Below are 26,649 nucleotides of genomic sequence, written 5' to 3' on the forward strand. Positions count from 1 at the left end.
TTAGGTCTTCGACCTTTAGCCATCAAGCTGTTCGTTGCAGGCGATCTCGATGCCGAAACCCGACAGGCCCTTGTAGTCATGGGTCGACGAGGTCAGGTGGCGGATCGAGGTGACGCCGAGATCGCGCAGGATCTGTGCACCGACGCCGATTTCACGCCATTGCCGGTTGCGGTCGGCTTCTGCCGACTTCGGCGCATCGAGCGGCTCGACGGGAACCCCCGCAGCACCATCGCGCAGATAGACCAGCACGCCACTGCCGTCCTTCTTGAAGCGCTCCAGCACAGCCTGCATCTTGACCGGGCCGTAGAAGATATCCTTGACGATGTTCGGCTTGTGAAAGCGCGTCAGCACGTTTCTGCCGTCGCCGACGCTGCCGTAAACGAAGGCAACATGGTGGATCGGATCGAACGGCGAGCGATAGGAATAGCCGTGCAGCGGGCCGATCGGACTCTCGGTAATGAAGCTCGAGACGCGCTCGATCAGCTTCTCGCGCGCCTGGCGATAGGCGATCATGTCAGCGATCGTGACATGCTTGAGCTTGTGCTTCGCCGCGAAGTCGACGACCTGCTGCCCCTTCATCACCGAGCCATCGTCGTTCATCAATTCGCTGATGACGCCGACCGGGGCGAGATTGGACAGCTTGCAAAGATCGACGGCAGCTTCGGTATGGCCGGAGCGCATCAGCACGCCGCCCTCCCTGGCGATCAGCGGGAAGATATGGCCGGGGCGGGCGAAGTCATTGGCGCCGGCATTCGGATTGGCCAGCGCGCGGCAGCAGGAGGCACGCTCGTCGGCCGAAATGCCGGTGCCGCCATCGGGTTTGTAGTCGATCGAAACGGTAAAGGCGGTGGTGTGATTGGAGTCGTTGTTGACGACCATCGGATCGAGCCGCAACCGGCGCGCATCCTCGGTGGTGATCGGTGCGCAGACGATGCCGGAGGTATGCCGGATGATGAAGGCCATCTTCTCGGCGGTACAGAAGGACGCGGCGACGATGAGGTCGCCTTCGCCCTCGCGGTCGTCATCGTCGGTCACCACGACCATTTCGCCGGCGGCAAAGGCTTGCAGAACGTCTGAAATCGGGTCGGCCATGCGTGTACTCTTGCTCTGTGTGAGGTCCATATGGCGCAGAGCGGCAGGCGGTGCAACCCACGGGATCGTATGGCGGGTCGCCATCGTCCGCAGTGCGGAATTGAGCCCGATTCATCCCCCACATGTGCAGGAAGCGGGAGAATTGCGCAGCGCCGTCAGCCTAGCACAACGCGACCACGGCTGCACTTTCGATCGCATAGCGCGCATAGCGAAAGTCGCGGATGTGCAGCAGACGGTTGCCGCTCCAGGCGAGCAGCACGAAATACAGCGGCGGTCCGCCGGGATCGCGGATATCGCATACCAGCGCCGCGGCGCGCCCTTCCACCGTGCCGGCGACGAGATGCCAGTCCTGCAGTTTGTCGTAGTTGGTGAAATACTTCGAGACCTCTGCACGGCCGGCAACCTTGTGGCGGGCAACCAGATCGAGCCGCACCTCATCCGCCAGCATGGCGCGGACAGCATCGACATCGCGCGCGTTGAAGCGGTCGATATAGGCGGTCAGCAGCGCATGCTCGCGGGCCGATAGCGCAGGCGGCCGCGCGTCCTCGGGCTCGGCTGCCAGTTCGCGCAGCCGCGCGCGGCCGCGATGCAGGGCGGCCTTGACGGCGGGCACGGTAGCGCCGGTCACTCCGCCGATATCGTCCAGGGTGTAGCCGAGCACATCCATCAGGATGACGCTGGAGCGCTGCGCCGCCGGCAACCGCATGAAAGTGCGCAGACTGGTGGCGGCGATCTCGCGGTCCTGCACAATATCGGTCGGCTCGATCAGCATTGCCAGATCCTCGTCGGATAGGTCGCCTGCGCGCCGGGCGCGGAGGCGCAGGAAATCCAGCGCAGTGTTGTGCGCGATCCGGAACAGCCAGCCCTCCGGCCTGGCGATCGGGCCCGCATCGGCAAAGGCCTCGAGCGCCTTGATGATCGCCTCCTGAACCACGTCCTCGCCGTCGATCACCGAGCCGGTCATGCGCGCACAATAGCGATGGAGCTTCGGCCGGAGCTCACCGAGCAATCGATCGAACGCATCACGGCTGGCGGCCGGCGCGGCGAAATCGCTCATCGTGGATCCAGCATGCGGTAATTGCCGACGATGGTCGCGGCATGCGCCAGCGGCGGTTCGGCGCAGCGCTCCTTGATGCCGCTCTGGAACAGTTTGAAGGCATCGAGCTCGGGCACCGAATTGCGCCCGTCAGCGTCCTCGACAAAGTGAACAAAACTGCCGTCGCCCAGTCTGAGCACCATGTAGCGGACTCCCTCGGGCGCCTTGGCCTGCAGCTCCCGGAATACGTTCTCGATGAGACGCTGATTTTCCGCAGCCGCATCGTCTTTGGTCCGGTAGCGTATCAAAGTCCGCTTCATTTGCCTGCTCCGTCGTTCGCGCCGGTCGTCACCGCCGGGCTCCTGATCCAAGGACGATGCTGGTGGCGCAAAGGATGCGCCGGCACGAAATTTTTTTTCCTGCATCCTTTGCCGCTCCTCATTCGTCCTCGGGACACAGCCTGCAAGGCGCGGGCTCCTGAAGCGGGATCTGACATGGCACAGGGCGACGAGACGACGACGAAAAACTGGGTGCTGGCACTGACCTCGGCCGCATCCTTCATGGCGGCGCTGGACTCGCTGGTCGTGACCACCGCACTCGGTACCATCCGCAGCGACCTGGGTGCCTCCATCGAGATGCTGCAATGGACCGTCAACGCCTACAACCTGTCCTTCGGGGTACTGCTGCTGACCGGGGCCGCGCTGGGTGACCGGTTCGGGCGCCGCCGCCTGTTCGCCGCAGGAATCGGCCTTTTCGTCGTCGCATCCGGGATATGCGGGATGTCGAAAACCGTCGGCGCACTGATCGCGGGGCGCGCGTTGCAGGGGGCCGGGGCCGCGCTGCTGATGCCGCTGGCCATGGCGCTGCTCGGCGTCGCTTTCCCGCGCGAGCAGCGCGCCAGGGCGCTGGGTATCTTGGGCGGTATCACCGGACTGGCGTTGATCGCCGGGCCAATTGTCGGCGGTGCCATCGTCGCGGGCTTTGCCTGGCAATGGATCTTCTGGATCAACCTGCCCGTCGGCCTGGTGGTGCTGCCGCTGGTCTATTTGCGGATTCCGGAAAGCCGAGGCCCGGCCGCCGCGCTCGATATCGGCGGCATCGCGCTGGTCAGCAGCGCCGCATTTGCGACCGTCTGGGGCCTGACGCGCGGCAACACGGCCGGCTGGACCGCGCCCGAGGTGGTGACGGCGCTGACCGCTGGCATCCTGCTGGCGGTTGGCTTCGTCGCGTTCGAATGGCGCACAACGCAGCCGATGCTGCCGATGCCGCTGTTCCGCAGCCGCGCTCTATCGTCCGGCATCGCGGCCAGCCTGCTGCTCTATGCCGCCATGTACGGCGTGCTGTTCTTCGTCGCGCAGTTCTTCCAGACCGCGCAGGGCTTCGGGCCGCTCGGTGCCGGGCTGCGCATCATGCCCTGGACCGCCACCTTGTTCGTGTTCGCACCGCTCGGCGGGCGGCTGGTCAACCGGCTCGGCGAGCGGCCGCTGGTGGTCGGTGGCTTGCTGCTGCAGGCGACCGGAATGGCGTGGATCGCCATGATCGCTGCGCCCGATGGAGCCTTCACCACATTGGCGGCGCCGATGATCCTTGCCGGCGCCGGGGTGTCGCTGGCGATGCCCGCCGCTCAAAATGCAGTCATCAGCGCGGTTTCGCCCGCCGACATCGGCAAGGCCTCGGGAGCCTTCAACATGTTCCGCTTTCTTGGCGGGGCACTCGGCATCGCCCTTATGGTCGCGGTCTTCAATCGGTTCGGCGGCTTGCAGACGCCGGAGACATTCAGCACCGGCTTCCGGGCCGCACTGGGCGTGGCTGCCGTTCTGTCAGCCGCCGGCGCCGCCGTTGCGCTGATGCTGCCGGACCGCATACGGCCAGCGCTCGCGCCCGCTGGCGCCGCGACGTAACCGCCGGCAGAAGCTACGGCAGCACTTCCCGGCGTTCGGCCAGTTGCGCGTCCGTTTCGGCGCGTTTGGCGTCGAGCAGGCCCTGATCGACGGCCTCGATGACCTCATACAGCGCATGGGCGTCGCTGAGCCGGGGCACGGTGACGTAGTCGGCGCCGGCCGCGTAAATATCGTTCACGTCGACGAGCACATCCGCCGTCGAGATGATCTTGGCGGTCGGGTTGATCGAGCGGACATGGCGGACCAGCTTCTCGTTATTCGCGCCCTTCAGGAGCGAGTCCGGCACGCTGAGGATGATGATCTCGGCCTTGCCGACGCCGGCATGGACCAGCGTGTCGACATTGCTGATGTCGCCATAGATCACGTGCTGGCCGCGCCCGACCAGGGTGCGGAAGACGTTGGGATTGAAGTCGACGACGCTGATCTGGTCGAGCAGCGATGCGTTCTGGCGCTCGATCTCGGCGAGCAGGGCGGAGGCCGTGCGGAAGAAGCCGAGAATGACGATGCGGCGGGCATCGCCATGACCGCCGTGATCGGCCTCGCCGGCCTGGCCATGATCGAGGTCGCGCAATCCGATCCGCTTCAACGGACCGATCAGCAGGCGCGTGATCCGGTCGCTGCGCATCATGGTGAAGGTCGAGAGCACCGCGAGGATGACGAAGGCAAAGGACGCAGCGCTGGAGGTCTGCGTGGTGATATGGCCGGCAGCAATGCCCGTCTGCAGCACCACCAGCGAGAATTCGCTGATCTGCGCCAGATTCAGCGCCGGCAGCAGGCTGGCGCGCAGCCCCTGCTTCATCAGATAGAGCGGCGTGAAGGTCGTGAGCAGACGGCTGACCACGGTGAACATGGCGATGATCAGTGCGAGACCGATGGTCGCGCCGTTCGGGATCGGGATCGTCATGCCGACGGCGACGAAGAACAGCGTGATGAAGAAGTCCCGCAGCGTCGTCACCTTGGCGGTGACGTCGAGCGCATAGGGGAAGGTTGACAGCGACACGCCGGCGACCAGCGAGCCCATCTCGCGCGACAGATGCAGCCGTTCGGCGATCTCGCCGATCAGGAAGCACCAGGCCAGTGCGCCCAGGAGCACCAGTTCAGGGCGCCGTGCGATCTGGTGGAACAGTGGCGGCAGCACATAGCGGCTCAGGATCAGGGCGGTGGCGACCAGCACGCCGACGCGCGCGATCGACAAAGCGATGACGCTGACCTGCAGATCGGCGAGGCTCGGCTGCACCGCCAGAAACAGGATCGCGAAGATGTCCTGCAGCACCAGGATGCCGAGGGTGATGCGGCCGGGGAGGGTGTCGAGCTCGCGTTTCTCATACAGCACCTTGACGATGACCACCGTCGAGGACAGTGCGCAGGCGACGCTGAGATACAGCGCATCGAAGCCGCCACCGCCGAGCTTGAGGCCGAGCGCCATGAAGAAGGCCGCGCCGAGCACGCAGCCGGCGATCAATTGCCCGCCCGCGGCGAACAGGATGACCTTGCCGGCGCGGATGATCTTCTTCAGGTCGATCTCGAGACCGATCATGAACAGCATGAAGATCAGGCCGAGTTCGGAAATCGTGCTGATGGATTCGTCCGACTTGACCCAGCCGATGCCGAATGGCCCAATGATGAAGCCGGCAATCAGATAAGCAAGAATCAACGGCTGCCGGGTGATATGCGCAACGAGCCCGATGCCCCACGCAAACAGGATACACAGCGTGATATCGCGGATTAAGTCGTGCATGCACCTGCCGGAAAAAGCTTGTCTTTGCGGCGGCACTCTAATGGTGCAGCACGTGAGGGCAAAGGGGTAAAATCCGGCATTCAGCGCATGATACACGCGGAGGGCGGTCCAACGAGGCAGCCTTCATCATAAAAGCGGCCTTTAATACAAAAAGGCGACAGGGAGACGACGTTCATGACCACCACCACCGCACGGTTCGATTATGCGCCATTGCTGCCTCCGGGCCTGCCTGCACCTGCGGCAAAATGGACCGGTCTCGCCAAATACAGCTTTGTCGGCGGGAATAACGACATGGACCAGGTGCCGGTGGAGGGCCTGACCGCTGCTGCCAATGCCGTCATGCTGCGCGAGGGCCGTACGCTGGCAACATATGGTCTGGCGAGCGGTCCGCAGGGCTATCTGCCGCTGCGCGATTTCATTGCGGGCAAGCTGAAGCGCGATGCGAGCATCGATTGCACCGCCGATGACATCCTGGTCGTTTCCGGCTCGCTACAGGCGCTCGATCTCGTCAATCACAGCCTGCTGGCCAAGGGCGACACCGTCATCATCGAGCGCGACTGTTATCAGGGCTCGATCAACCGGCTGACGCGGATGGGCGTCAATATCGTCGGCATCCCGCTGGATCAGGACGGCATGCAGATGGATGCGCTGGCCACAGCACTGGAAGACCTCAAGACGAAGGGCATCCGCCCGAAATATATCTACACGATCCCGACAGTGCAGAATCCGACCGGCACCATCATGCCGGAGAGTCGCCGCCGCGAATTGCTGGCGCTGTCGGCCAGATACGGCGTCCCGATTTTCGAGGACGATTGCTATGCCGACCTGATCTGGAACGGCGAGCGGCCGCCGGCGCTTTACGCGATGGATAAGACCGGCAGCGTGATCCATATCGGCTCGTTCTCGAAATCGATCGCCCCGGCGCTGCGCGTTGGTTACATCGTTGCGCCCTGGGAGATCATGTCACGCATGCTGGCGCTGAAGACCGATGCGGGGTCCGGTGCGCTGGAGCAGATGGTGCTGGCCGAATATTGCGTGCCGCATTTCGCCAGTCATGTGCCCAAGGCGACGCGCGGTCTGCGTGCCAAGCTGGAGACGCTGATGGACGCGCTCAACGAACAGTTCGGCACGGCGGCGGAATTCGATGATCCCCGCGGCGGCATCTTTCTGTGGGTGAAACTGCCGGACAATGTCGATGCCATGAAACTGTATCAGGCCGCCCTCAAGGCTGGCGTTGCCATCAATCCCGGCCCGGAATGGTCCGTCGACAAGGCCTATGCCGGCAGCCACATCCGGATCTGTTTTGCCAGCCCGACGCATGACGAAATCCGCAAAGGCATCGCGGTTCTCGCCGACGTGTGCCGGCAGGAGTTCGGCGTGCCCGAGCGGATCGCCAATGTGGAGAAACGTGCGCAGGGGTAACTGCGTCGCTGCAATCTAACCTCTCCCCGCAAGTGCGGGGCGAGGGAGCGAGAGGCCGGCGTATCGGATCCTACTTCTTCGCGCCCTTCGCGGCGGCCTTCGCCGGCGTCGCCGCCTTCTTCGGTGCCGGCGCGCTGTCGACGGCGGTGTTGATATCGTCGATCAGCTTGGTAATGCGCGCCGCGTTGCTGCCGAGGTCGCCTTCGAAATAGCGTGACGACGAGCGGATATCGACGCGCGAGCCCTCGCCGTCGGGTGTGAAGCGGATCGAGACGTCCTCGCGAAAACCCATGATCGGCGTGCGGGCCACCGCCTCGATGCGGCCGATGCGGCGCGGCGGCAGTGGCGGGCGCTCGTCGATCACCAGCCATTTGCGCTTGTTGACCAGCGCCAGGGTCACGTCATAGGCGCGCTGCACCGGCACTTCCAGTTCGACCGGCTCGATATCAGGATAGGCGACGCGCTGCTGTTCAGCGGAGTAAAGGCCGGCATAGACGGCGGAGTTGGTGTCGTCGCCGATACGCAGCCGTGCCAGCGCCTCGAAGCGCGGCGGGTCGATCGGGTCGGTGGTGATGTCGTGGATCTTCGGCAGCTTGCGATACTGGTACGCAAGGTAGCCGGGATAAGCCAGGATAGCCGCGTCGAGGATCAGCGCCACCAGGATCACGCTCATGCCGCGCGATCCGTTCTGCCAGATCGCGGCAAAGCCGGCGAGCGCGACCAGGATCGACAGGCCGGCAAAGCCCAATGCCCCGAAGAAGGTCATCAGCGCCGGTTTCACCTCAAGGAACCCGAAGCGAACGATGATGATCGATGTGAGGGCCGCAAGGGCGGCAAAAACCGCAAGGCGCCGCGCCCACAGCGCCAGGCTGGATACTGGCTCCGACTGGTAGGCGGCCGAAAACCTGCGTGCCATGGGGAATTTCTGCCGGATTGAGCTTGCGAAGGCGCTGATAGCGCCGGGTTCCGAATAGGGTGCTTGAGACCATGCCGGGCCGGGAATTTCAAGGCACTTTGGCGGACACCAGCCCTCATCCTGAGGAGGCGCCCCTTGGCGCCGTCTCGAAGGATGGCGACAAACATATCATGGTTCGAGACGCGCGCGGCGGCGGAGCAAGCGCTCCGCCTGAGAGCGCGCTCCTCACCATGAGGGCTGAGTTCAACCCCTTCTGGAAATAGGCTATGACGTCACTGCGGCCGTTCAGACTTCTCCCCTGGAATAACGAGCAGAAGCAAACGAGGCCGCAGGGAGCCTGCCATGCTGGTCGAAACCACGGATTATGAGACGCTCGCCCGCAATTTCCGCTGGGATGTGCCGGAGCGTTTTAACATCGCAACGGTGGCCTGCGACCGTCATGCCGACGGTAGCGGGCGGCTGGCGCTGATCTATGTGGACGAGGACCGCGGCACGCATTGTTTCTCCTTCGACGAGATGCAGGCTTTCTCGCGCAGCTTCGCCAATGTGCTGAAGGCGGACGGCCTGCAGCGCGGCGACCGCATTGCGGTGTTCTTGTCGCAATCGGTGGAACTGCCGATCGTGCATCTCGCCGCGTTCCGTTCGGGTCTGGTCTCGGTGCCGCTGTTCACGCTGTTCGGCGAGGATGCGCTGGAATTCCGCCTTGCCAATTCCGGGGCCAAGGCCATCGTCACCGATGCGAGTGGCTGGGACAAGTTGTCGAAAATCCGCGAGCGGCTGCCTCATTTACAGGACATCTACGTCACGGACAGTGCACCGCATGCCGGCGCCAAACCGTTCTGGTCCGCGATCGAGGCGGCGTCCGAAGACTTCACCACGGTCGATACGTCCTGTGACGATCCCGCCATCATCATCTACACCTCGGGCACCACGGGAAATCCCAAGGGCGCGCTGCATGCGCATCGCGTGCTGCTCGGCCATCTGCCCAATGTGGAGATGGTGCATGGTTTCTTCCCCAAGCCCGGCGACGTCTACTGGACGCCGGCCGACTGGGCGTGGATCGGTGGACTGTTCGATGCGCTGTTTCCAGCCTGGTATCACGGCGTTCCCATTGTCGGTTATCGCGCGAAGAAATTCGAACCGGCAGCCGCGATGCAGCTGATGGCCGATCACAAGATACGCAACGTGTTTCTGCCGCCGACGGCGCTGAAGCTGATGCGGCAGGCAAACGTGAAACATGATGGCGTGAAGCTGCGCAGCATGCTCACCGGTGGCGAGTCGCTCGGCGCGGAACTGCTCGATTGGGTACGCAATACGTTCGGCATCGACGCCCATGAGATCTACGGCCAGACCGAATGCAATCTGGTGGTCGGCAACAATGCCGACCTGTTCCCGATCCGGCCGGGCTCCATGGGCAAGCCGACGCCGGGCTTCGATGTGCGTATCGTCAACGAGCAGGGCGAGGAATTGCCGCGTGGCGAGCGCGGCATCGTGGGTGTGCGCCAGCCCAATCCCTGCACCATGCTGGGCTACTGGCAAAACCCGGAAGGCACCGCGAAGAAATTCGCCGGCGAGTTTCTGCTGACCGGCGATCTCGGCATTCAGGATGATGACGGCTACTTCTGGTATGTCTCGCGCGAGGATGACGTGATCACCTCGGCCGGCTATCGCATCGGCCCCTCCGAGATCGAGCATACGCTGCTGAAGCATCCCGCGGTGGCGCTGTCGGCAGTGGTCGGCATTCCCGATCCGATCCGCACCGAGGCGGTGAAAGCCTGGATCGTGCTGCGGCCGGGCTTCGCGCCCAGCGACGCGCTGGCGCGCGAGCTGCAGGACTTTGTGAAGTCGCAACTCGCCGCCCATGAATATCCGCGCCATGTGCAGTTTGCGGAGAGCCTGCCGATGACGGCGACGGGCAAGGTGCTGCGGCGGGAATTGCGGGCGCTGGGGTAGCTCGGACCTCATGGTGAGGAGCGCGCCCTCAGGCGGAGCGCTTGCTCCGCCGCCGCGCGCGTCTCGAACCATGGCCACGAGCGCCCGAACCCCATCCTTCGAGACGGCGCAAGTGCGCCTCCTCAGGATGAGGTTCTACGAAATCACATCCCCGGCACCTTGATCCCCATCTCCTTCAGCGCCGCCAGCAGCCGCAGTGGCGGCTCCATCTGGATCGCCGGGACCTTGCCCGTTTCCAGCAGACTCTTCAGGCTCGACAGGATCGCCGGCCAGCCGGCGCGCCCGCCGGACAGGATGTCGTCGCTGAGTTCGCGGTCATGCGATTGCGTCAGTGTCAGCTTCACCGTCTCGCCGGATGCCGCGAGATCATAGGTCACCAGCGTCGAGCCCAGCGCCTCGACAAGTCCGGGCCAGTTGACGTCCCAGGTGATGACAAGCTTGCGCGGTGGATCGCAGGTGATCACTTCGCCGGAGATATGCAGCGATCCGTCCGGCATCAGAACCCTGAACGTGCCGCCGACTTTCTGCTCAAATTCGACGGCAAAGCCGGAAAAATACTGCCGGCTGAACTCTGCAGAGGTCAGCGCCTGCCAGACTTTCTCCGGTGTGGAGGCAATGTAGATCGTGTAGGCGAAGGCGGGTTTGAATGTGCTGATATCCATCGGCTGCTCCTTACGTCTCGCTCGTCGGGTCGAGCGACAGTGGCTGCCCGGTTTCGAGGAAGGTCTTCAGGCTTGCGAACACCATCGGCCAGCCGCGGGAGATGCTCGGCAGCACTCTGCTGTGCTCCGGGAAGCCCTGATGTGTGACGGTGAGTTTGACCACCTTGCCGCGCGGTTCGAGATCGAGCGTGACGCGAGACGGCTTCTCCGTGGCCATGTCGTCGTCATAGATCGGATGCCAGCTATATGAGATCCGGCGCGGTGGATCGGATTCCAGAATCACGCATTCATCCATCACGATGCCGCCCTTGCCGAGCGTCATGGGCGAACCGACTTTCCAGTCGCTATCGAGGCGGTAACCGAACCAGTAGCGTTCGGTGAAGTCGCCGTTCGTCAGTGCCTGCCAAAGCTTGTCAGGCGTGGTCTCGATGAAAGTGACGTAAACAAATTCCGGCTTACTCATCACGCGTCTCCAGCTGTCGTTTCAACTCGCTGAGCGCGGCGAGCCTGCCGCGCTCGAATTTTCTGATCCAGCGCTCGCCGATCTCATGGATCGGGACGGGATTGATGTAGTGCAGCTTCTCGCGGCCATGCCTGATGGTGGCGACAAGATTGGCCGCTTCCAGAATTGCAAGGTGCTTGGTCACGGCCTGCCGTGACATGTCCAGCCCGTCGCAGAGCTCGTTCAGCGTCTGGCCTTTGTCGGCGTGAAGCCGGTCCAGCAATGAGCGCCGCGACGCGTCGGCCAGTGCCTTGAAGACCTCATCCATGGTCGGGATAATAGGCAACCAAATGGTTGCCTGTCAAGCGATGCTCTTGTCTGGTGCAGCGCGTGGGCTAGAGTTCGGCCACCAGCAAGACTCCCCTGAGAGAAACGCCATGTCGCTTCAAGTCTATCTCGCTTTCGTCGTCGCCTGCATCGCGCTGGCGCTGCTGCCGGGTCCGAATGTCACGCTGGTGATCGCCAATGGGCTGCGTTACGGCACGCGTGCAGCGATGATCAGCATTGCCGGCACGCAAGCGGGGCTTGCCGTGGTGATCGGCATCGTCGCGCTCGGTCTGGCGACGCTGATGGCCACCATGGGCTACTGGTTCGACTGGGTGCGCTTTGCCGGCGCTGCCTATCTGGTGTGGCTCGGCATCAAGCTGGTCCGCGCGCCGGTCGAGGGCATCGACGCCGATACGCCGCCGGCGCCGCCGCGCGGCGGGTTCTTCCTGCAGGGCATGATGGTGCTGCTCAGCAATCCGAAGGTGCTGGTGTTCTTCGGCGCCTTCATTCCGCAATTCGTCGACATGGAGAAGAACCATTTCCTTCAGGTCGGGATCCTCGGCGCCACATTCATGGTGACGGCGGCGTTGACGGACATGGTCTATGCCGTGGCGGCGGGCCGCGCGCGACAGTTCTTCTCGGCACGGCGGACACGGCTGCTGTCGCGCATCTCCGGCGGCTTCATGATCGGCGGCGGGGTCTGGCTGGCGCTGACCCGCGCCCGCTGAACCTTATGCCGCGTCCGCACGTCCAACGATCTGAGGGCGCCGCCGGCGTTCGTGCCGCAAGGATCCGCCGTGCCCGACATTCCCTGGTTCGTCTATGCCATGCTGCTGGCGCCGTTCGGCCTGATCCTGGTCGCCGCCGGCACCAAATATCTGCAGGTCCGTGCTGCCAGCGACTGGCCATCCACCTGCGGCAAGGTGATCGTCTCGACATCCGAAGTACGTAACGTCGAGGTGCTCGACGACACCCGGGAAGATCGCAAACGTACCGAGCAGCGCAACTTCGCGAATATCGTCTACGAATATACAGTCAGCGGACAGAAGCTCACCAATAACCGCGTCAGCATCGGCGAGGACCGCGGCAATTTCGAAGTCGCGGAAACAATCGCGCGCTATCCGGTCGGCACTGCGGTGATGGTCTATTACAATCCGCGGCACCCGCGCGATGCCGTACTCGATCGCGAAATGCCGAAGGGGATCGGCGGCTGCCTTGGCATCGCCGCCGTCATCGTGCTGACGCTTGTGATTGGCGGCACCTTTGGTGCAGCACGCATCAATGAATTCCTCGCCGCACATCTTGCCGATCCAAAGGTGTCTCCGATGGTGACGGCGCTTTGCGGGTTCGGCTTCCTCGTTGCCTTGTTCGGCCTGGCGCTGCACCGGCAGGGGTCGCTGGCGCGGAGGTGGCCGGTGGTGCCCGGCATTGTCAAACTGGGCGCACCCGAGACCTATGTGAGCCGCGACAGCGATACCGGGCGCAGCGGACCGGTGATGCAGACCCGGAACGTGCAGTACAACTATCGCTTCAAGCACGTCGCCTATATCGGGTCCGCCGGAAGCCTGAGCACGAGCAATCCGAACCCGCCGCCATGGCAGTTGCGGCTGTTCGGGATGGACTACAAGAACGGTGATGCGGTGAAGGTCTTCGTCAATCCCGACAATCCATCCGATTCAACACTGCGTCCCGGAGGTCGTGCCGCCTATTTCCTGTGGGCGGTCGCGGCGGGATTTGTGGTGGTGGCCTATTTCATCGCGACGCACGGCTAGGCACCTCGCGCCGCGCGGGTGCATTGGCAGCTACAAGGCTACAAGGCTACAGGTGCGAGGCGTGCGGCGTGATCAGCGTCGCCTCGATTTCCGTGAAGATGCGCGTCAGCCGCTCCGCCCATTCGGTCTGACCGCTTGCGTCCGTGATCAGATCCTGACGAATTTCGATGCCGGTATTCATCAGCCCGCGTTTTTCGCCGTGCACGGGGATCGTATAGTCGGTCGCATCCGAGACCGCGTAGGGTTCGTTGTCGCCTACCACCAGATCGGCTTCGGCGCGCAGATGATGCAGCAGCAATGGCGGCAGTCTGGTGTCGTGCTGATACAGCGTGCCGATATGCCAGGGGCGCTGAATGCCCGCATAGACCGGCGTGAAGCTGTGCAGCGACACCAGCACCGTCGGTTGGCCGTTTGCCAGCCGTGCATCGATCACCTCGTCGATGCGCTGGTGATATGGATCGAAGATCAATTCGCGCCGCCGCGCTTTGGCGTCCTGCGTGAGGCCATCATTGCCGGGCACTGTGGTCGCTTCGCTGATTAGTGGAATCGCGCTGACGGCGTCCGGAGGCCGGTTGCAGTCGATCACCAGCCGCGAATAGCGTTGCGCCACTAGATGCGCATCGAGCGCCCTGGCCATCTGCTCGGCGACGCCGGCGATGCCGACATCCCAGGCGATGTGGCGGGCGAACTCGCTTTCGGGCAGGCCGAGATCGCCGAGCATCTCGGGGACCAGCCGGCCGTAGTGATCGCAAGTCAGGAGAAAAGGGGACGTTCCCCGGATATTGAGCTCCAGAACCGGAGGAACTTCCTCTGGCCCGAGGTGTAGAACTGTGTCCTGATGGCTATCCAAAGGCTTTCCCAATCTGCCTAACGATGCGGCATCCCGGCCTGTGATTGCCGGGCCTTCCGTAAAAATGTCTTCCGTATAAGCTACACGGGACAAATCACGCATGAACGAACCATTGATGCCTTTGCTTACGATTCATCACAAGACCGAATATCGCTACGCACATCCCGTTGCGTTCGGCGAGCACCGGATCATGTTGCGGCCGCGCGATGGCCATGATCTGCGCATGCTCAATGGCAGGCTGGAGATCACGCCAGAGCCGCTGTCGCTGCGCTGGATCCACGATGTGTTCGGCAATTCGGTCGCCATTGCCACTTTCGATGAGCACGCGCGCAAACTCACATTTGTATCGACCGCAACCATCGAACATCTGCCGTCGGACGAGTTCGCGCTGACGGCCGACGACAAGGCCTATTTCTATCCGTTCCTGTATGACGCCGAGGAACTGCCGGATCTGCAGGAATTCATCCGGCCGCAATATGGCGATCCCGATGGCGAACTCGCCGCATGGGCGCGCGGCTTTCTCGATCCGCAGGGCCGCACGCCGACTTACAATATTCTCTCCGGCATGACGCTCGGCATCCGCAAGCAGTTCGCCTATCGCAAGCGCTACGAGCTCGGCACCCAGCATCCGCTCGATACGCTGCAGACCAAATCCGGCACCTGCCGCGATTTCGCGCTGTTCATGATCGAGGCGCTGCGCCGGCTCGGCATCGCCGCGCGTTTCGTGTCGGGCTATCTGTTCATCCATGGCGACCGCGACCACAATTATGTCGGCGGCGGCTCCACCCATGCCTGGGTGCAGGTCTATCTGCCGGCTGCAGGCTGGATCGAATTCGATCCGACCAACGGCATCATCGGCAGCAAGGATCTCATTCGCGTCGCCGTGGCGCGCGATCCGCGCCAGGCGGTGCCGCTGCACGGCACCTATATGGGCTCGGCAGACGCGTTTCTCGGCATGGATGTGAGTATCAATGTGGTGTCTGCCGGCGACGATGTCGCCGCGGCGCTTGCCGAGAAAGTCTGACCGACACCATGCCCGATCGCGTTTTCGTCTATGGCACCCTGATGCGCGGTTTCGATCATCCGATGTCGAAGCTGCTGTCATCCGGCGCGGATTTTCTCGGCGAAGCCTCGTGCCGCGGCAGGCTGTATATGGTCGCGCATTATCCGGGCCTGCTGCATTCCGACGATGCCCGTGACATCGTATTCGGCGAGCTGTTTCGGTTGCGCAAGCCGGATGAGCTGATGGCGGCGCTCGACGACTATGAAAGCGTCGGCCCCGATCATCCGCAGCCGACGCTGTATCTGCGCGAGCGGATTGCCGTGACGCTCGCCGATGGCCGTGTGAGCGAAGCCTGGACCTATATCTACAACAGGCCGGTCGATGAAACGACGCGCATCAGGTCGGGCCGCTTCCTGGCGCCTTAGAGCATGATCCGGAAAAGTGGAAACCGGTTTTCCGAAAAGATCATGCTCAAATAGAAAATCTAACCTTGCTTGTGTCTGCTCGCCACTTCCAGCCCGAACAGCGCCAGCGCAGTCAGCGATGCGCCGATGCCGATCAAGGCGATCATGGATGTGCCGCCCGATGCCACGGCAAATCCGCTAAGGCCTGAACCGACCGCGCCGCCGAAAAATGCGCAGGCGAGAAACAGCGCGTTGAGCCGGCTGCGGATATGGCCGGCGAGGGCGTAGATCGCGCGCTGTCCGGCCACCACATTGCCCTGCGTGCCGGCATCGATCAAGATTCCCGCGATCACGAACAGCGTGATAGCGAGCGTGCCGCCGGTGTGGCCGGCGATCCAGGTCAGCACGAAGCTCGCCAGCACCAGCAACATGGCTGTGACGGTGACGAGATCGCCGCGGCCACGATCGGCGAGGCGTCCCGCAAGCGGCGCCACAAGTGCGCCGCCGGCACCCGACAGCAGGAAGGCCGACATGGCGATATGGCCGAACGAGAATGGCGGCTGCTCCAGCACCAGCGGCATCGCCGTCCAGAACAGGCTGAAGGCGCCGTAAAGCAGGCATTGATAGGCCGAACGCTGCTGCAGCACCCGCGTGGTCAGCATCAGATCCCACAGCGAGTGGATCAGCGTCGCATAGGTCAGTTCATGCTTCGGTTGCCGGCGCGGCAACGCGACCATCATCAGCGCGAACACACCACACATCAGCACCGCCGACATCACGAACACGGCCCGCCAGCCGAACGAGCCGGCCACCATGGTGGCCAGCGGCCGCGACAGCAGGATGCCGAACAAAAGCCCGCTCATCACGGTGCCGACGATCTGCCCGCGAATGCGCTCGGGTGCGAGATGTGCCACCACCGGCATGATCATCTGGGTGCCGACGGCGGTGACGCCAAGCAGCAGCGATGAGGCGAGGAAGATCGATGCCGTTGGTGCCGCTGCCGCGATCAGCAGGCTCGCGATCAGGCAGCCGAGCGTCACCAGGATCAGCGTCTTGTTCTCGACGAGATCGCCGAGCGGCACCAGGAACAAGAGTCCCAGCACATAGCCGAACAGGACCATGGTGAGCATGACGCCGGCGGATGACAGGTCCAGCCCGAAGGCTTCGCTGATCGGCCCGACCAGCGGCTGCGCGTAATACACATTGGCGACGGTGACGCCGCAGGCGACGGCAAAGGAAAAAATCAGCCAGCCGCCGGGACCGGAGTCGCGGGCGGCGTGTTCGGACGATGAGGGCATGGAGGCTTTCAGGCGGGCGGGACGATTGCCGAGAGATATGGCGCATGTGATGCCATGCCAGAAGTGTGGTGTCTTGAATGGGAGCCATGCAGGTTGGATGTTCGGGCCTTGTCGGGCGGTTGACGTGGTGAATAACCCGCCGTCATTCCGGGGCGGATGCGCGTCAGCGCATGCGAACCCGTCCCGATATGGCCTGGCGCTGCCGGAGACTCCGACGTCACGATTCCGGGAGAACTATGCCCGTTTCTTGGTCTTCGGCTTGGCCTTCTGCAGCATGTAAGACCGCAGCACCGCATTCATCCGGCCCTGATAGCCGTCGCCCTCGCTCTTGAAGAAATCCAGCACGTCCTCGTCGATGCGGATTGAGATGGCTTTCTTCTTTGCAGGCATGACGACGACGCCATCCGACCAGTCGATATCGAGAGGCACGGCGTCGGGATCGTTGCGAACCGCTTCTTCGATCTGTTCGTCGGTCAGCGCGTCGAGTGCGGCCCAATCGGTCCTGCCTCGAATAGGTTCGTATCTAGAGATGATCGTAATATTTTCTTCGCTCATCTTTTCGCGCGCGGCGCGCCGAGATGATGTGGCAGAATGTGCCGCGGATCGTGCACGCGACGGCGACTTCTCGCCCTTCGAGATAGCCGAAGATTTGGTACCTGATTTCGCCATGACGATCCGATCTCCGGACGAAAATGTAGCCATCAAAGATTTGTCGAACCTGAGCAAAGTCGATCTTGTGATCGATCAGATTGCTTTCGCGCTTGGACGGATTCCAGCCGAACTCGGAAATGCCGACAAACAAATGCGCAAGGTTCTCTGTCATCGCAAAGCCCCGATCAACGCCAGCAACTATAGGGTGCCGAACGGGGGATTTGCTACGCAAGAGTTAGAATATAATCGTATATACGATTGTATATGTGGTCAAGCCACCTTCACCACCCGCACATCGACCTCGCGCTCCACATAGCTCCACTCTTCCGTCTCGCGCAGGCCGCCGACGAGATCTTCGAACTCCTGCGCGTGTTCCGGCGCATATTCGAACCAGGTGAGGAAATCGAACGGCTCGCCGAGATCGCGCGAATGATAGAGCTGCCGCGCGATGGCCGGCAGGTATTTCAGGCTGTCGGCGATGTGGCGGGATTTGTCCTCGAAGATGCGGCGGCGCTCGTTCTGGGTCATGTCCCACCAGGCGGCGTTCTTCCGGATCGGGATCAGCGCGCCATGGGTCGCCTCTGGTCGGCCGAGCCCGGCCTGTGCCGCAACCAGCGCGATCTTCTCGGTGCGCTCGACATAGCGGACATGACTGACGACGCCGGCGAGGCGCCAGGATGTCTGCGAGGGCAGCAGCGGCAGCGAGATGGCGTCGGCATGGGTGATGGAGAGCGCGTTGACGGGTTTCAGCGTCTCGCCCTTGACCGGCGAGATCGAGATCACCTGCCATGCACCGGTATTTCCGCCGCGGAATGTCGTGAACATGGGATATGAGAGCGTGGAACCGGGGTGAGTTCAAGCAAATTGAAACAAGCTTGCCACAGCTACGTCATTCCGGGGCGTGCGAGCGAAGCTCGCGCGAACCTCAGCCGTTCCAATTGGAATGGCGGGGAATCTCACCAAAAACTCCGTCCTCATGGTGAGGAGGCGCTCTTGCGCCGTCTCGAACCATGATGTGGGGTGCGTCTCCAGCGAATGGCCCGCCATCCTTCGAGACGCGCGCAAGGGCGCGCTCCTCAGGATGAGGTTGGAGTGTGGCGCAACCCAATCCGGCCCGGCCCTGTGAATAGCGGTATCAATAACGGCCGGTTCAAATCTGCTCCCGGAAAACCTATATCCATGGTCGGCTGGGAAGGTGACAGACCTTACCAACCTCACAGCCCCACAGGCTCGAATCCAGGCCAGCAATACCGACTTAACCCGATCGACCCATAACGACCCCCCATGCGCTTTACGCCCCAATTCCTCGACGATCTGCGTGCCCGGCTTCCGGTTTCGGAAGTCGTGAGCAAGCGCGTCAAGTTGAAGAAGGCAGGGCGGGAGTGGAAAGGGCTGTCGCCGTTCCAGCAGGAGAAGTCGCCATCGTTTTTCGTCAATGACGAGAAGGGATTTTACCACGACTTCTCCAGCGGCAAGCACGGCGACATCATCAATTTTGTGATGGAGACCGACGGCGCGAGCTTCGTCGAGGCGGTGGAGCGGCTGGCGCAGATGGCGGGCGTGGCGCTGCCGGCGGCGACGCCCGATGCCGCGCGCCACGAGCAGCGCCGCAAGACGCTCTATGACGTGATGGATCTCGCCGCGACATTCTTTGCGGAGACGCTGGTGGGGCGTGAAGGCGCGCGAGCGCGCGGCTATCTCGCCGATCGCGGCATCACGCCCGCGGTGCAGCTCCAGTTCCGCATGGGCTTTGCATCCGAAGATCGTTTTGCGCTGAAGGAATATCTCGGCGCCGCCGGCGTGCCGGTGCCCGATATGGTCGAGGCCGGATTGCTGATATCAGGCGAGGACATCCCGGTGCCCTATGATCGCTTTCGCGATCGCGTGATGTTTCCGATTTCCGACGTGCGTGGACGCATCATCGCCTTCGGCGGCCGTGCGCTGAAGAAGGATGCGCCGGCGAAATATCTGAACTCGCCGGAAACGCCGCTGTTTCACAAGGGCGACAATCTCTACAACCTGCCGATGGCGCGCAAGGCCGCCCATGACGGCGCGCCGTTGGTGGTGGTCGAAGGCTATGTCGACGTCATCGCCATGGTCGGCGTCGGCTTTCCCGGGGCGGTCGCCCCCCTCGGCACCGCGCTGACCGAGAACCAGCTTCAACTGCTCTGGAAGATGGCCGACGAGCCGATCCTGTGTTTCGACGGCGACAAGGCCGGGCAGAAGGCGGCCTGGCGCGCGGCGGAACTGGCGCTGCCGCATCTCAAGCCCGGCAAGAGCTTGCGTTTCGCGCTGCTGCCCGAAGGGCAGGATCCCGACGACCTTGCGCGTTCCGGCGGCCGCGCGGCCATCGAGGACGTGATGGCGGCGGCGGGCACGCTGTCGGACCTGATCTGGGCACGCGAGATCGCCGGCGGTACTTTCGCGACGCCGGAGCGCCGCGCGGCGCTGGAGGCGCGGATCAACGAATTGTCGAACGGCATCCGTGACGAGGTGGTGAAGAAATACTACCGCCAGGACATGACCGAGCGGCTGCAGCGCGCCTTCGGCACCGGCCCAAAAAACTACGGCGGTAACTATGGCGGTAACAGCGGCGGCCGTGGCGGCTTCCAGCCCGGCGGCGGTGGCGGTTTTGCGCGCAGTCCGCGCCCGTTCACGCCGGGTCCGGCCGGGCGAATCAGTGGCGGCGGGCGATTTGGGGCCAATGCCGGGCCGCAAACCATCCAGCGCGGGCCCTATCAGGTAGTCAGTCCACAGCTTGCGACGTCCTCGATCATGCGCGGCCAGCGCAGCGCCATTTCCCGGCGCGAGGCGCTGATCGTGCAGTCGCTGATCAACCACCCCTGGCTGCTGCATGACCGGCTGGAGGAGGTGGCGGCGCTGGAACTCGCCCATCCGGAGATGCACAAGCTGCGCGCGGCGATCATCGCGGCCTTTGCCCATGAGCATCATCATGGCGACGAGGCCGAGCAAAGTGCGGAAATGCGTTCAGATCTGGTTAAGGCCGGGTATTCCGAGCAATTACAACACGTTGAGCAGGCAGTTACCACCCAGGCGGTGTGGGCGGCACGGCCCGGCGCGGCCCGCGAGGACGTTCTTTCCACCTGGACGCAGCTCGTTGCCTTGCATCGCCAGTGGCACTCATTACTTAGAGAACTCAAAGACGCGGAGCTTGCTCTGGGCGCGGAAGCAAGCGAAACGAACTACGGCTGGTTGCGCGATGTGAAGGCCCGGTTGGCTGAGGTCGACGGGATCGAGGCGCTGATCGAGGGGTTCGGAGAATCCTCGGGGCGGTTCCAGCGCAGTTCGTAAGGTCTGCCGAAGGCAACTTTGCTGCGGATGGTGCCCGGGCAAACCGCGAAAAGACTCGCCAAACCCATGGTTTGGCTGCAAAAACAGGGTTAATCCGAGCTTAAGGCTCTCCACGCTAAGGGTCTGGGGCTTAAGTAGTGAAAACCGCGAAGACGACGTCGGGGGTGGCGATGGATGTGCGCCGCCCTTTGTGCGTCAAGCGGTGACGATGATTGGATCGGGGCGCCTGCGCCCCCTGGATTGATAGCGGGGCGGTGACGCCCCCGGCGTGAGCGCGTTTCAGGAGCATTGAATGGCCACCAAGGCAAAGACGCTGCAGACCAAGGACAAGGAAAAAGACGACAAGGCAGCTGACGCGCCGGAGAAGGACTCCGCTGAAGCGCCGTCGCCTTTGCTCGACCTGTCCGACGCTGCCGTCAAGAAGATGATCAAGCAGGCCAAGAAGCGCGGCTTCGTGACCTTCGATCAGCTCAACGACGTCTTGCCGTCTGATACCACTTCTCCTGAACAGATCGAAGACATCATGTCGATGCTCTCCGACATGGGCATCAACGTCTCCGAGAACGAAGACTCGGACGGCGAGGAAGAGAGCAAGGACGAGGACGACGATACCGACAACGAACTCGTCGAAGTCACGCAAAAGGCCGTCACCGAAGTCAAGAAGTCGGAGCCCGGCGAGCGCACCGACGATCCCGTCCGCATGTATCTGCGCGAGATGGGCACCGTCGAGCTCTTGTCGCGCGAAGGCGAAATCGCCATTGCGAAGCGCATCGAGGCCGGCCGCGAGGCGATGATCGCAGGCCTCTGCGAAAGCCCGCTCACCTTCCAGGCCATCATCATCTGGCGCGATGAACTCAACGAAGGAAAGATCTTCCTTCGCGACATCATCGATCTCGAAGCGACCTATGCCGGTCCCGACGCCAAGAACAACATGAACCCGGCGCTGATCGCGCCGCCGGTCGATGGCGAAGCTGTGGCCGAGGGCGCCGAAGCCGTTGCGGCTCCGCCCGCTGCGCCGCCGTCCGCCACCCCGTTCCGTCCGGCGCCGCCGCGTTCGGCGCCTGCTGCGGCCCCCGCCGGCGAAAGCGCGTCGGAAGGCGCTGCCGACGGCGACATGGACGACGACGAGTTCGAGAACCAGATGTCGCTCGCCGCCATCGAGGCCGAGCTGAAGCCGAAGGTGGTCGAGACCTTCGACAAGATCGCCGACAGCTACAAGAAGCTGCGCAAGCTGCAGGAACAGGACATCGCGAACCAGCTCGAGAGCGCCTCGCAGGGCCCCTCGCTGTCGCCGTCGCAGGAGCGCAAGTACAAGAAGCTCAAGGACGAGATCATCGTCGAGGTGAAGTCGCTGCGCCTCAACCAGGCGCGTATCGATTCACTCGTCGAGCAGCTCTACGATATCAACAAGCGCCTCGTGTCGTTCGAGGGCCGCCTGCTGCGCCTCGGCGACAGCCACGGCGTCGCGCGTGAGGACTTCCTGCGCAACTATCAGGGCTCGGAGCTCGATCCGCGCTGGCTCAACCGCGTCTCGAAACTCTCGGCCAAGGGCTGGAAGAACTTCGTCGCCATCGAGAAGGACCGCATCAAGGAACTGCGCGGCGAAATCCAGCAGCTCGCGGCGCTCACGGGTCTCGAGATCGGCGAATTCCGCAAGATCGTGCACGGCGTGCAGAAGGGCGAGCGCGAAGCCCGCCAGGCCAAGAAGGAGATGGTGGAAGCCAACCTCCGTCTCGTGATCTCGATCGCCAAGAAATACACCAATCGCGGCCTGCAGTTCCTGGATCTGATCCAGGAAGGCAACATCGGTCTGATGAAGGCCGTCGATAAATTCGAATATCGCCGCGGCTACAAGTTCTCGACCTATGCGACCTGGTGGATCCGGCAGGCGATCACGCGTTCGATCGCCGACCAGGCCCGCACCATCCGCATTCCCGTGCACATGATCGAGACCATCAACAAGATCGTGCGCACCTCGCGCCAGATGCTCAACGAGATCGGCCGCGAACCTACTCCCGAGGAACTGGCTGAGAAGCTGGGCATGCCGCTGGAGAAAGTTCGAAAAGTTCTCAAGATCGCCAAGGAGCCGCTGTCGCTCGAAACCCCCGTGGGTGACGAGGAAGACTCGCATCTCGGCGATTTCATCGAGGACAAGAACGCGATCCTGCCCATCGATGCGGCGATCCAGTCCAACCTGCGCGAGACCACCACGCGCGTGCTGGCCTCGCTCACCCCGCGCGAAGAACGCGTGCTGCGCATGCGCTTCGGCATCGGCATGAACACCGACCACACGCTGGAAGAAGTCGGCCAGCAGTTCTCGGTGACCCGTGAGCGTATCCGCCAGATCGAAGCCAAGGCGCTGCGCAAGCTCAAGCACCCGTCGCGGTCCCGCAAGCTGCGGAGCTTCCTGGATAACTAGCAAGCCTCGTCCGCCGAAGCCTCTTGGCGAAGGCGGATGCGGTCGTTCCTGGACAACTAAGCGTCGCTTTCGATCGTTTGATCCTTCTGATGATGCCCGGCCAGCGCGAAGCAAGCTTCGCTAGATGCGCCGGGCATTTTCGCTGGTGCGTGCCGTGCGTTCATGCGCCGCCGGCGACCCTGATCCGCCATCCGGAAAGAGCGTTGCGGCGAAACAGATGATGTCGGCCATGACGCGCCTCGTCGTTTGATTAGTATGGCTGCAAGTATGTTCTCGTTTTGTTCTTGATGTCAAGAGGTGTCGCAGGCGCGCTTTCTTCACCGCGCCCGCCGCGTGCAACGGGACGCAGGAGGTCGCGGCCGGTGCGCAACAGGCCCTTTGATGGAGGCTCACCACACGCTAGCGTTGCGCATTGCTCCATCCATTTTTCAAAAGGACATTGCCATGACGTCGCTCGCCCCGATGCTGCTCAGCCAGCGCGTTGCCCAGGTCTGCCTGTTTCTGGTGGGCGCCATCGCCATTTTCGGCGGCTCGCTGCAGATGGTTCTCGGCCAGCCCGAGACCGCGCCGCGGCTCGATAATGTGCATCGCTTCATGGGCGGCATCTATCTGATGTCGGGCGTCATGGGCCTGTGGGCGGCCTCGACCATTCGCGAACACAACACGCTGATTGTCCTGATGGCGGCGACGGTGTTCGTCGGCGGCCTCGGCCGCGTGCTGTCGATATCAAAGGTCGGCCTGCCCGAACCGCATGCCGTGTGGATCACCTATCTCGTGCCGGAGCTGGTGCTCCCGTGGATCATCATTGCGGCGCAGGTGATGACGAACAGGCAGATGGCGGGCGGCGCGGGGTGAAAGGGCGGTGGGTGGTTAGCCGAAGGCGTAACCCGCCATTCACGGGTGTCACCGAAGTACGTTGCGCTATTCGCCCTACGCTTGCTTAGCTATCTCAGTTATCGTCATTACAAGATGGTGGATCTAAAGATCCGTCGACTTTGTTTGCGCACTCGACCGCTGCTTATCTTTCTTCTTCGAGGCGTCTTCGCTCATCTAGTAGCGCTTTGTATCTATCGATAAATTTCTTCTCCTCATCTCCGCGCAATCCGACGTCATTCGGTCGAAAATATGCTCGATGTTGCATATCAACAATTCGAAAGTCATTGGCTTCGAAATCAGGAAGAGCCTTTTGAAGTGCCCAAAAACCTAGCCGCGCGCCTTCCTCCGGTAACGCTGGATCTTCGCTGAAGTAGGGGTAGATGATGCGATATGATCCATCCCAAACTTTGACAGAAACGGTGTTCTCGATCTTTATAGTTGCGCCGAGCTCTTCAATTGGGAAATGTGCTTTGACAGTTTCCGCAACGAACTCGAAGGGTTCGTTGCGCCACCGCATCTTCTCACTCCACAGTTCTAAGAATGAGTCTCGGAGTAGCGGGTATAGACGAGCGCGAGCCTTGTTGTCGGCAATTCGACCCTCTGTAGCGTCGGCGATGTCGACCATCCCAGCCGCATGTCTTTTAACGTCCGACCAAAATGGGCCGTAGAAATCGCCGCCGTCGGTCGATACGGCAAGTTTCTTTGCCTTATCTTTGCGAATGTCATCGAGGAGCAATGATCTGCGCAGTTTATGGTTAGAAAAGAAGTATTGAAGAAGCTTCCGAAGGTTGATCTTTTCGATGGACATGGAGCCCCGCAAATTTGTGCTGAAATATTCTCCACAAAGCTGCCGCGTTAGCGGCGCCAGAAACGTTTCGTAAAATGAGATAGCGGCCGGGGAGTGCAATCGCCTCGGTTAATCCTGCTCCAGGTCGTTCACGGCCGGATCGAGATTTAACTGACCGATACCCAAGAAGTCTCGCTTGTAGTTGTCGAGCTTTTCCAACGCACCATTCCCAAAAATATCCGAGAGCATTCTCGAAATTACGGCGCGGCCAGTGCTTCTAAGCTCGCTATCAAATCGATCGAAGTTATGCGCTTCTTTGTATATTCCACGATATGCAGATACTGATTTCCAAAGGTCTACTACAGATTCTTGTAGTGTCTTTTTGTCTTTTGACTGCTTCGAGTATGAATATTCTAGTTCGAGTTTCTGTCGTATTTTTTGCGATTGTTTTTTGCTAATTCCCGACACGTAACCGATCTCATTGTTGATGAAGATGATCTCGCGTCCCAGAAAGTCTATTGGTTCCTCAGGGCCGAAAATGGCGGTCTTCGAATCTTTCGATATTTCGGGAATATTAAGCTCAATCGAAGCAAGCGCATCCTTAACGAGCTTATGTCCGGACTTCGCGGCATTCTCGCTGTCGAAGAATAACACAAGGTCATCCGCGTAGCGGACCATTGGAATATGTTCTCGTTCTATCGACTTGTCGAATTTGGACAGAACTAGATTTGCCAAGATCGGTGACAATGGCATTCCCTGCCTTAATCCAACGCCCGGTTTGATTCCTTGCTCTCGAAGTTTTTCTCTTGTTCGCTGATCGAGCCTAACTTCGCAATCGATGACTTTCGAGATGATTGGAGGAAGGCTGCTCCGACCGAGTGTCTCCTGAATGCGTGATTTCAGGTGCGCGCGCGGAATGCTGTCGAAGAATTTCTCGATGTCTGTCTTTAAGCACCATTGATGGCGGGCTCTCGCCGCACGTGTAGCCTCGATTGCAGCGCCTGCGCCTCTTCCCTTGATAAAGCCGAATGAAGAAAGGTTATAAATGGGCAGCTTCTTTGTGGCCGTCAGGTGCTCAACTATAGTTCGTTGAACGAGTCGATCTTTGACGGTTGGAATGCAAATCATCCTCTCTTTCGATGAGTTCGGCTTCGGGAGGAATACTGCTTTCAAGTTGCTAGGGCCGTAGCTCCCCGATCGAATTTCGTTGGCTAGTTTCAAAAGATTTACGTCGAGATTCGCCGCGAATAATTCCGCGGAAATGCCATCAATGCCAGGTCGGCCAGCATTGGCTTTTCGATCCTTCGATTTAGACCAAGCGCTTTTCAAGGCTGCCTTTGATAGCAGTCGCGCTGGCTTTGGATAGTTCGGGAGGGTTCTCTCAGACCTAGGCTCGAGCAAGGGTGCACCTAAGTCTGTTCGAACGGGCGCCAGCAAATGGTCGAAGAGCCATCTGCGTGGTGTTGGAGCTTTGCAGGTGTGCCGCATTCTCGCGACACGCTCGGCTCGTGACAGATCACCGTCGTGAGGTCAATTGCGACCGCGACGGCGCTTGATCCGAAATATACCGCCGCGAGTAGCGCCAGAACAAATCGTGAACAAGTAGCATTGGGATACCGTCCCCCGCGCTCGGCGGCCCTGTCACTATGATGCTTAGCCCGTCTCTTATTCCGATGCACCTCGGGCATCAGCACCTCCGTTGATCTACCGCGCCAGCAAATGGTCGAAGAGCCATCTGCGTGGTGTTGGAGCTTTGCAGGTGTGCCGCATTCTCGCGACACGCTCGGC

25 protein-coding genes are annotated in these 26,649 nt (G+C 61.8%); 10 read left to right on the top strand and 15 right to left on the bottom strand.

What is annotated here, in order from left to right; translation table 11 throughout:
• Nucleotides 1–15 precede the first annotated feature (15 nt).
• The 3 genes from ribB to AC1RLZ_RS05930 all read right to left on the bottom strand — a co-directional run bounded on the left by ribB (nucleotide 16) and on the right by AC1RLZ_RS05930 (nucleotide 2,448).
• Complete coding sequence (gene ribB, locus AC1RLZ_RS05920; protein WP_371421894.1) at nucleotides 16–1,092, bottom strand: 3,4-dihydroxy-2-butanone-4-phosphate synthase; 1,077 nt, start codon at nucleotides 1,090–1,092, stop codon at nucleotides 16–18.
• Between the two features lie 160 nt (nucleotides 1,093–1,252).
• A complete protein-coding gene (locus AC1RLZ_RS05925) occupies nucleotides 1,253–2,149 on the bottom strand; it encodes a sigma-70 family RNA polymerase sigma factor (RefSeq protein ID WP_493187853.1) in 897 nt (298 codons plus the stop codon).
• On the bottom strand, nucleotides 2,146–2,448 hold the full coding sequence (locus tag AC1RLZ_RS05930) for a hypothetical protein (RefSeq protein WP_493187854.1): 303 nt from the start codon (nucleotides 2,446–2,448) through the stop codon (nucleotides 2,146–2,148). Before AC1RLZ_RS05930 ends, AC1RLZ_RS05925 begins: the two co-directional genes overlap by 4 nt.
• Before the next feature lie 174 nt (nucleotides 2,449–2,622).
• Between AC1RLZ_RS05930 and AC1RLZ_RS05935 the strand changes: the two genes are divergently transcribed.
• Nucleotides 2,623–4,029, top strand: coding sequence for an MFS transporter (locus tag AC1RLZ_RS05935; protein WP_493187855.1), 1,407 nt, complete (start codon nucleotides 2,623–2,625; stop codon nucleotides 4,027–4,029).
• Between the two features lie 13 nt (nucleotides 4,030–4,042).
• Here the strand turns inward: AC1RLZ_RS05935 and AC1RLZ_RS05940 are convergent, their stop codons facing one another.
• A complete protein-coding gene (locus AC1RLZ_RS05940) occupies nucleotides 4,043–5,767 on the bottom strand; it encodes a cation:proton antiporter (RefSeq protein ID WP_493187856.1) in 1,725 nt (574 codons plus the stop codon).
• A gap of 174 nt (nucleotides 5,768–5,941) precedes the next feature.
• On the opposite strand from AC1RLZ_RS05940, the gene AC1RLZ_RS05945 reads away from it, so the two are divergent.
• Complete coding sequence (locus AC1RLZ_RS05945; protein WP_493187857.1) at nucleotides 5,942–7,189, top strand: aminotransferase-like domain-containing protein; 1,248 nt, start codon at nucleotides 5,942–5,944, stop codon at nucleotides 7,187–7,189.
• Between the two features lie 70 nt (nucleotides 7,190–7,259).
• Here AC1RLZ_RS05945 and AC1RLZ_RS05950 read toward each other — a convergent pair whose 3' ends face one another.
• Nucleotides 7,260–8,105: a DUF1499 domain-containing protein gene (locus AC1RLZ_RS05950; protein WP_493187858.1), complete on the bottom strand. Its 846-nt coding sequence runs from the start codon at nucleotides 8,103–8,105 to the stop codon at nucleotides 7,260–7,262.
• 342 nt (nucleotides 8,106–8,447) lie between these two features.
• On the opposite strand from AC1RLZ_RS05950, the gene AC1RLZ_RS05955 reads away from it, so the two are divergent.
• The gene (locus tag AC1RLZ_RS05955; protein WP_493187859.1) at nucleotides 8,448–10,058 is read left to right on the top strand and encodes an acyl-CoA synthetase; all 1,611 of its coding nucleotides are present in this window, start codon (nucleotides 8,448–8,450) and stop codon (nucleotides 10,056–10,058) included.
• Between the two features lie 143 nt (nucleotides 10,059–10,201).
• Here the strand turns inward: AC1RLZ_RS05955 and AC1RLZ_RS05960 are convergent, their stop codons facing one another.
• From AC1RLZ_RS05960 to AC1RLZ_RS05970, 3 genes are read right to left on the bottom strand one after another with little or no spacing between them, the layout of a single operon-like run.
• On the bottom strand, nucleotides 10,202–10,720 hold the full coding sequence (locus AC1RLZ_RS05960) for an SRPBCC family protein (protein ID WP_493187860.1): 519 nt from the start codon (nucleotides 10,718–10,720) through the stop codon (nucleotides 10,202–10,204).
• Between the two features lie 10 nt (nucleotides 10,721–10,730).
• Entirely contained in the window at nucleotides 10,731–11,183 is a 453-nt protein-coding gene (locus AC1RLZ_RS05965; RefSeq protein WP_493187861.1) for an SRPBCC family protein, read from the bottom strand.
• Nucleotides 11,176–11,490, bottom strand: coding sequence for an ArsR/SmtB family transcription factor (locus tag AC1RLZ_RS05970; RefSeq protein ID WP_493188003.1), 315 nt, complete (start codon nucleotides 11,488–11,490; stop codon nucleotides 11,176–11,178). Before AC1RLZ_RS05970 ends, AC1RLZ_RS05965 begins: the two co-directional genes overlap by 8 nt.
• Nucleotides 11,491–11,599: 109 nt before the next feature.
• Between AC1RLZ_RS05970 and AC1RLZ_RS05975 the strand changes: the two genes are divergently transcribed.
• Together AC1RLZ_RS05975 and AC1RLZ_RS05980 are read left to right on the top strand one after the other, a co-directional pair.
• On the top strand, nucleotides 11,600–12,217 hold the full coding sequence (locus AC1RLZ_RS05975; RefSeq protein WP_371421519.1) for a LysE family translocator: 618 nt from the start codon (nucleotides 11,600–11,602) through the stop codon (nucleotides 12,215–12,217).
• A gap of 69 nt (nucleotides 12,218–12,286) precedes the next feature.
• Entirely contained in the window at nucleotides 12,287–13,261 is a 975-nt protein-coding gene (locus AC1RLZ_RS05980; RefSeq protein ID WP_493187862.1) for a DUF3592 domain-containing protein, read from the top strand.
• A gap of 46 nt (nucleotides 13,262–13,307) precedes the next feature.
• Here the strand turns inward: AC1RLZ_RS05980 and AC1RLZ_RS05985 are convergent, their stop codons facing one another.
• Nucleotides 13,308–14,111: an N-formylglutamate amidohydrolase gene (locus tag AC1RLZ_RS05985; protein WP_493187863.1), complete on the bottom strand. Its 804-nt coding sequence runs from the start codon at nucleotides 14,109–14,111 to the stop codon at nucleotides 13,308–13,310.
• A 115-nt stretch (nucleotides 14,112–14,226) separates the two neighbouring features.
• Between AC1RLZ_RS05985 and AC1RLZ_RS05990 the strand changes: the two genes are divergently transcribed.
• Together AC1RLZ_RS05990 and AC1RLZ_RS05995 are read left to right on the top strand one after the other, a co-directional pair.
• Nucleotides 14,227–15,135, top strand: a complete 909-nt coding sequence (locus AC1RLZ_RS05990) for a transglutaminase family protein (protein WP_493188004.1) — start codon at nucleotides 14,227–14,229, stop codon at nucleotides 15,133–15,135.
• Nucleotides 15,136–15,143: 8 nt separating this feature from the next.
• A complete protein-coding gene (locus AC1RLZ_RS05995) occupies nucleotides 15,144–15,539 on the top strand; it encodes a gamma-glutamylcyclotransferase family protein (protein WP_493187864.1) in 396 nt (131 codons plus the stop codon).
• Between the two features lie 59 nt (nucleotides 15,540–15,598).
• Here the strand turns inward: AC1RLZ_RS05995 and AC1RLZ_RS06000 are convergent, their stop codons facing one another.
• The 4 genes from AC1RLZ_RS06000 to AC1RLZ_RS06015 all read right to left on the bottom strand — a co-directional run bounded on the left by AC1RLZ_RS06000 (nucleotide 15,599) and on the right by AC1RLZ_RS06015 (nucleotide 18,292).
• Nucleotides 15,599–16,816 carry an MFS transporter gene (locus tag AC1RLZ_RS06000; protein WP_493187865.1) on the bottom strand — a complete coding sequence of 406 codons (1,218 nt, stop codon included), beginning with the start codon at nucleotides 16,814–16,816 and terminating at the stop codon, nucleotides 15,599–15,601.
• A gap of 234 nt (nucleotides 16,817–17,050) precedes the next feature.
• Nucleotides 17,051–17,371, bottom strand: coding sequence for a BrnA antitoxin family protein (locus AC1RLZ_RS06005; protein ID WP_493187866.1), 321 nt, complete (start codon nucleotides 17,369–17,371; stop codon nucleotides 17,051–17,053).
• Nucleotides 17,340–17,699 carry a BrnT family toxin gene (locus AC1RLZ_RS06010; RefSeq protein ID WP_493187867.1) on the bottom strand — a complete coding sequence of 120 codons (360 nt, stop codon included), beginning with the start codon at nucleotides 17,697–17,699 and terminating at the stop codon, nucleotides 17,340–17,342. Before AC1RLZ_RS06010 ends, AC1RLZ_RS06005 begins: the two co-directional genes overlap by 32 nt.
• Nucleotides 17,700–17,737: 38 nt before the next feature.
• Nucleotides 17,738–18,292, bottom strand: coding sequence for a chlorite dismutase family protein (locus tag AC1RLZ_RS06015; protein WP_493187868.1), 555 nt, complete (start codon nucleotides 18,290–18,292; stop codon nucleotides 17,738–17,740).
• Between the two features lie 459 nt (nucleotides 18,293–18,751).
• On the opposite strand from AC1RLZ_RS06015, the gene dnaG reads away from it, so the two are divergent.
• From dnaG to AC1RLZ_RS06030, 3 genes are all read left to right on the top strand, one after another.
• Nucleotides 18,752–20,779, top strand: coding sequence for a DNA primase (dnaG, locus tag AC1RLZ_RS06020; RefSeq protein ID WP_493187869.1), 2,028 nt, complete (start codon nucleotides 18,752–18,754; stop codon nucleotides 20,777–20,779).
• A gap of 292 nt (nucleotides 20,780–21,071) precedes the next feature.
• On the top strand, nucleotides 21,072–23,198 hold the full coding sequence (gene rpoD, locus AC1RLZ_RS06025; protein ID WP_493187870.1) for an RNA polymerase sigma factor RpoD: 2,127 nt from the start codon (nucleotides 21,072–21,074) through the stop codon (nucleotides 23,196–23,198).
• 444 nt (nucleotides 23,199–23,642) lie between these two features.
• Entirely contained in the window at nucleotides 23,643–24,053 is a 411-nt protein-coding gene (locus tag AC1RLZ_RS06030; RefSeq protein ID WP_493187871.1) for a DUF4345 domain-containing protein, read from the top strand.
• Nucleotides 24,054–24,216: 163 nt separating this feature from the next.
• Here AC1RLZ_RS06030 and AC1RLZ_RS06035 read toward each other — a convergent pair whose 3' ends face one another.
• Both AC1RLZ_RS06035 and AC1RLZ_RS06040 read right to left on the bottom strand, forming a co-directional pair.
• On the bottom strand, nucleotides 24,217–24,882 hold the full coding sequence (locus tag AC1RLZ_RS06035) for a hypothetical protein (protein WP_493187872.1): 666 nt from the start codon (nucleotides 24,880–24,882) through the stop codon (nucleotides 24,217–24,219).
• A gap of 108 nt (nucleotides 24,883–24,990) precedes the next feature.
• Nucleotides 24,991–26,190, bottom strand: a complete 1,200-nt coding sequence (locus tag AC1RLZ_RS06040; RefSeq protein WP_493187873.1) for a reverse transcriptase domain-containing protein — start codon at nucleotides 26,188–26,190, stop codon at nucleotides 24,991–24,993.
• Nucleotides 26,191–26,649: the final 459 nt, after the last annotated feature.

The sequence above is a fragment of the Tardiphaga sp. GW822-FHT04G09 genome, from assembly GCF_058800725.1.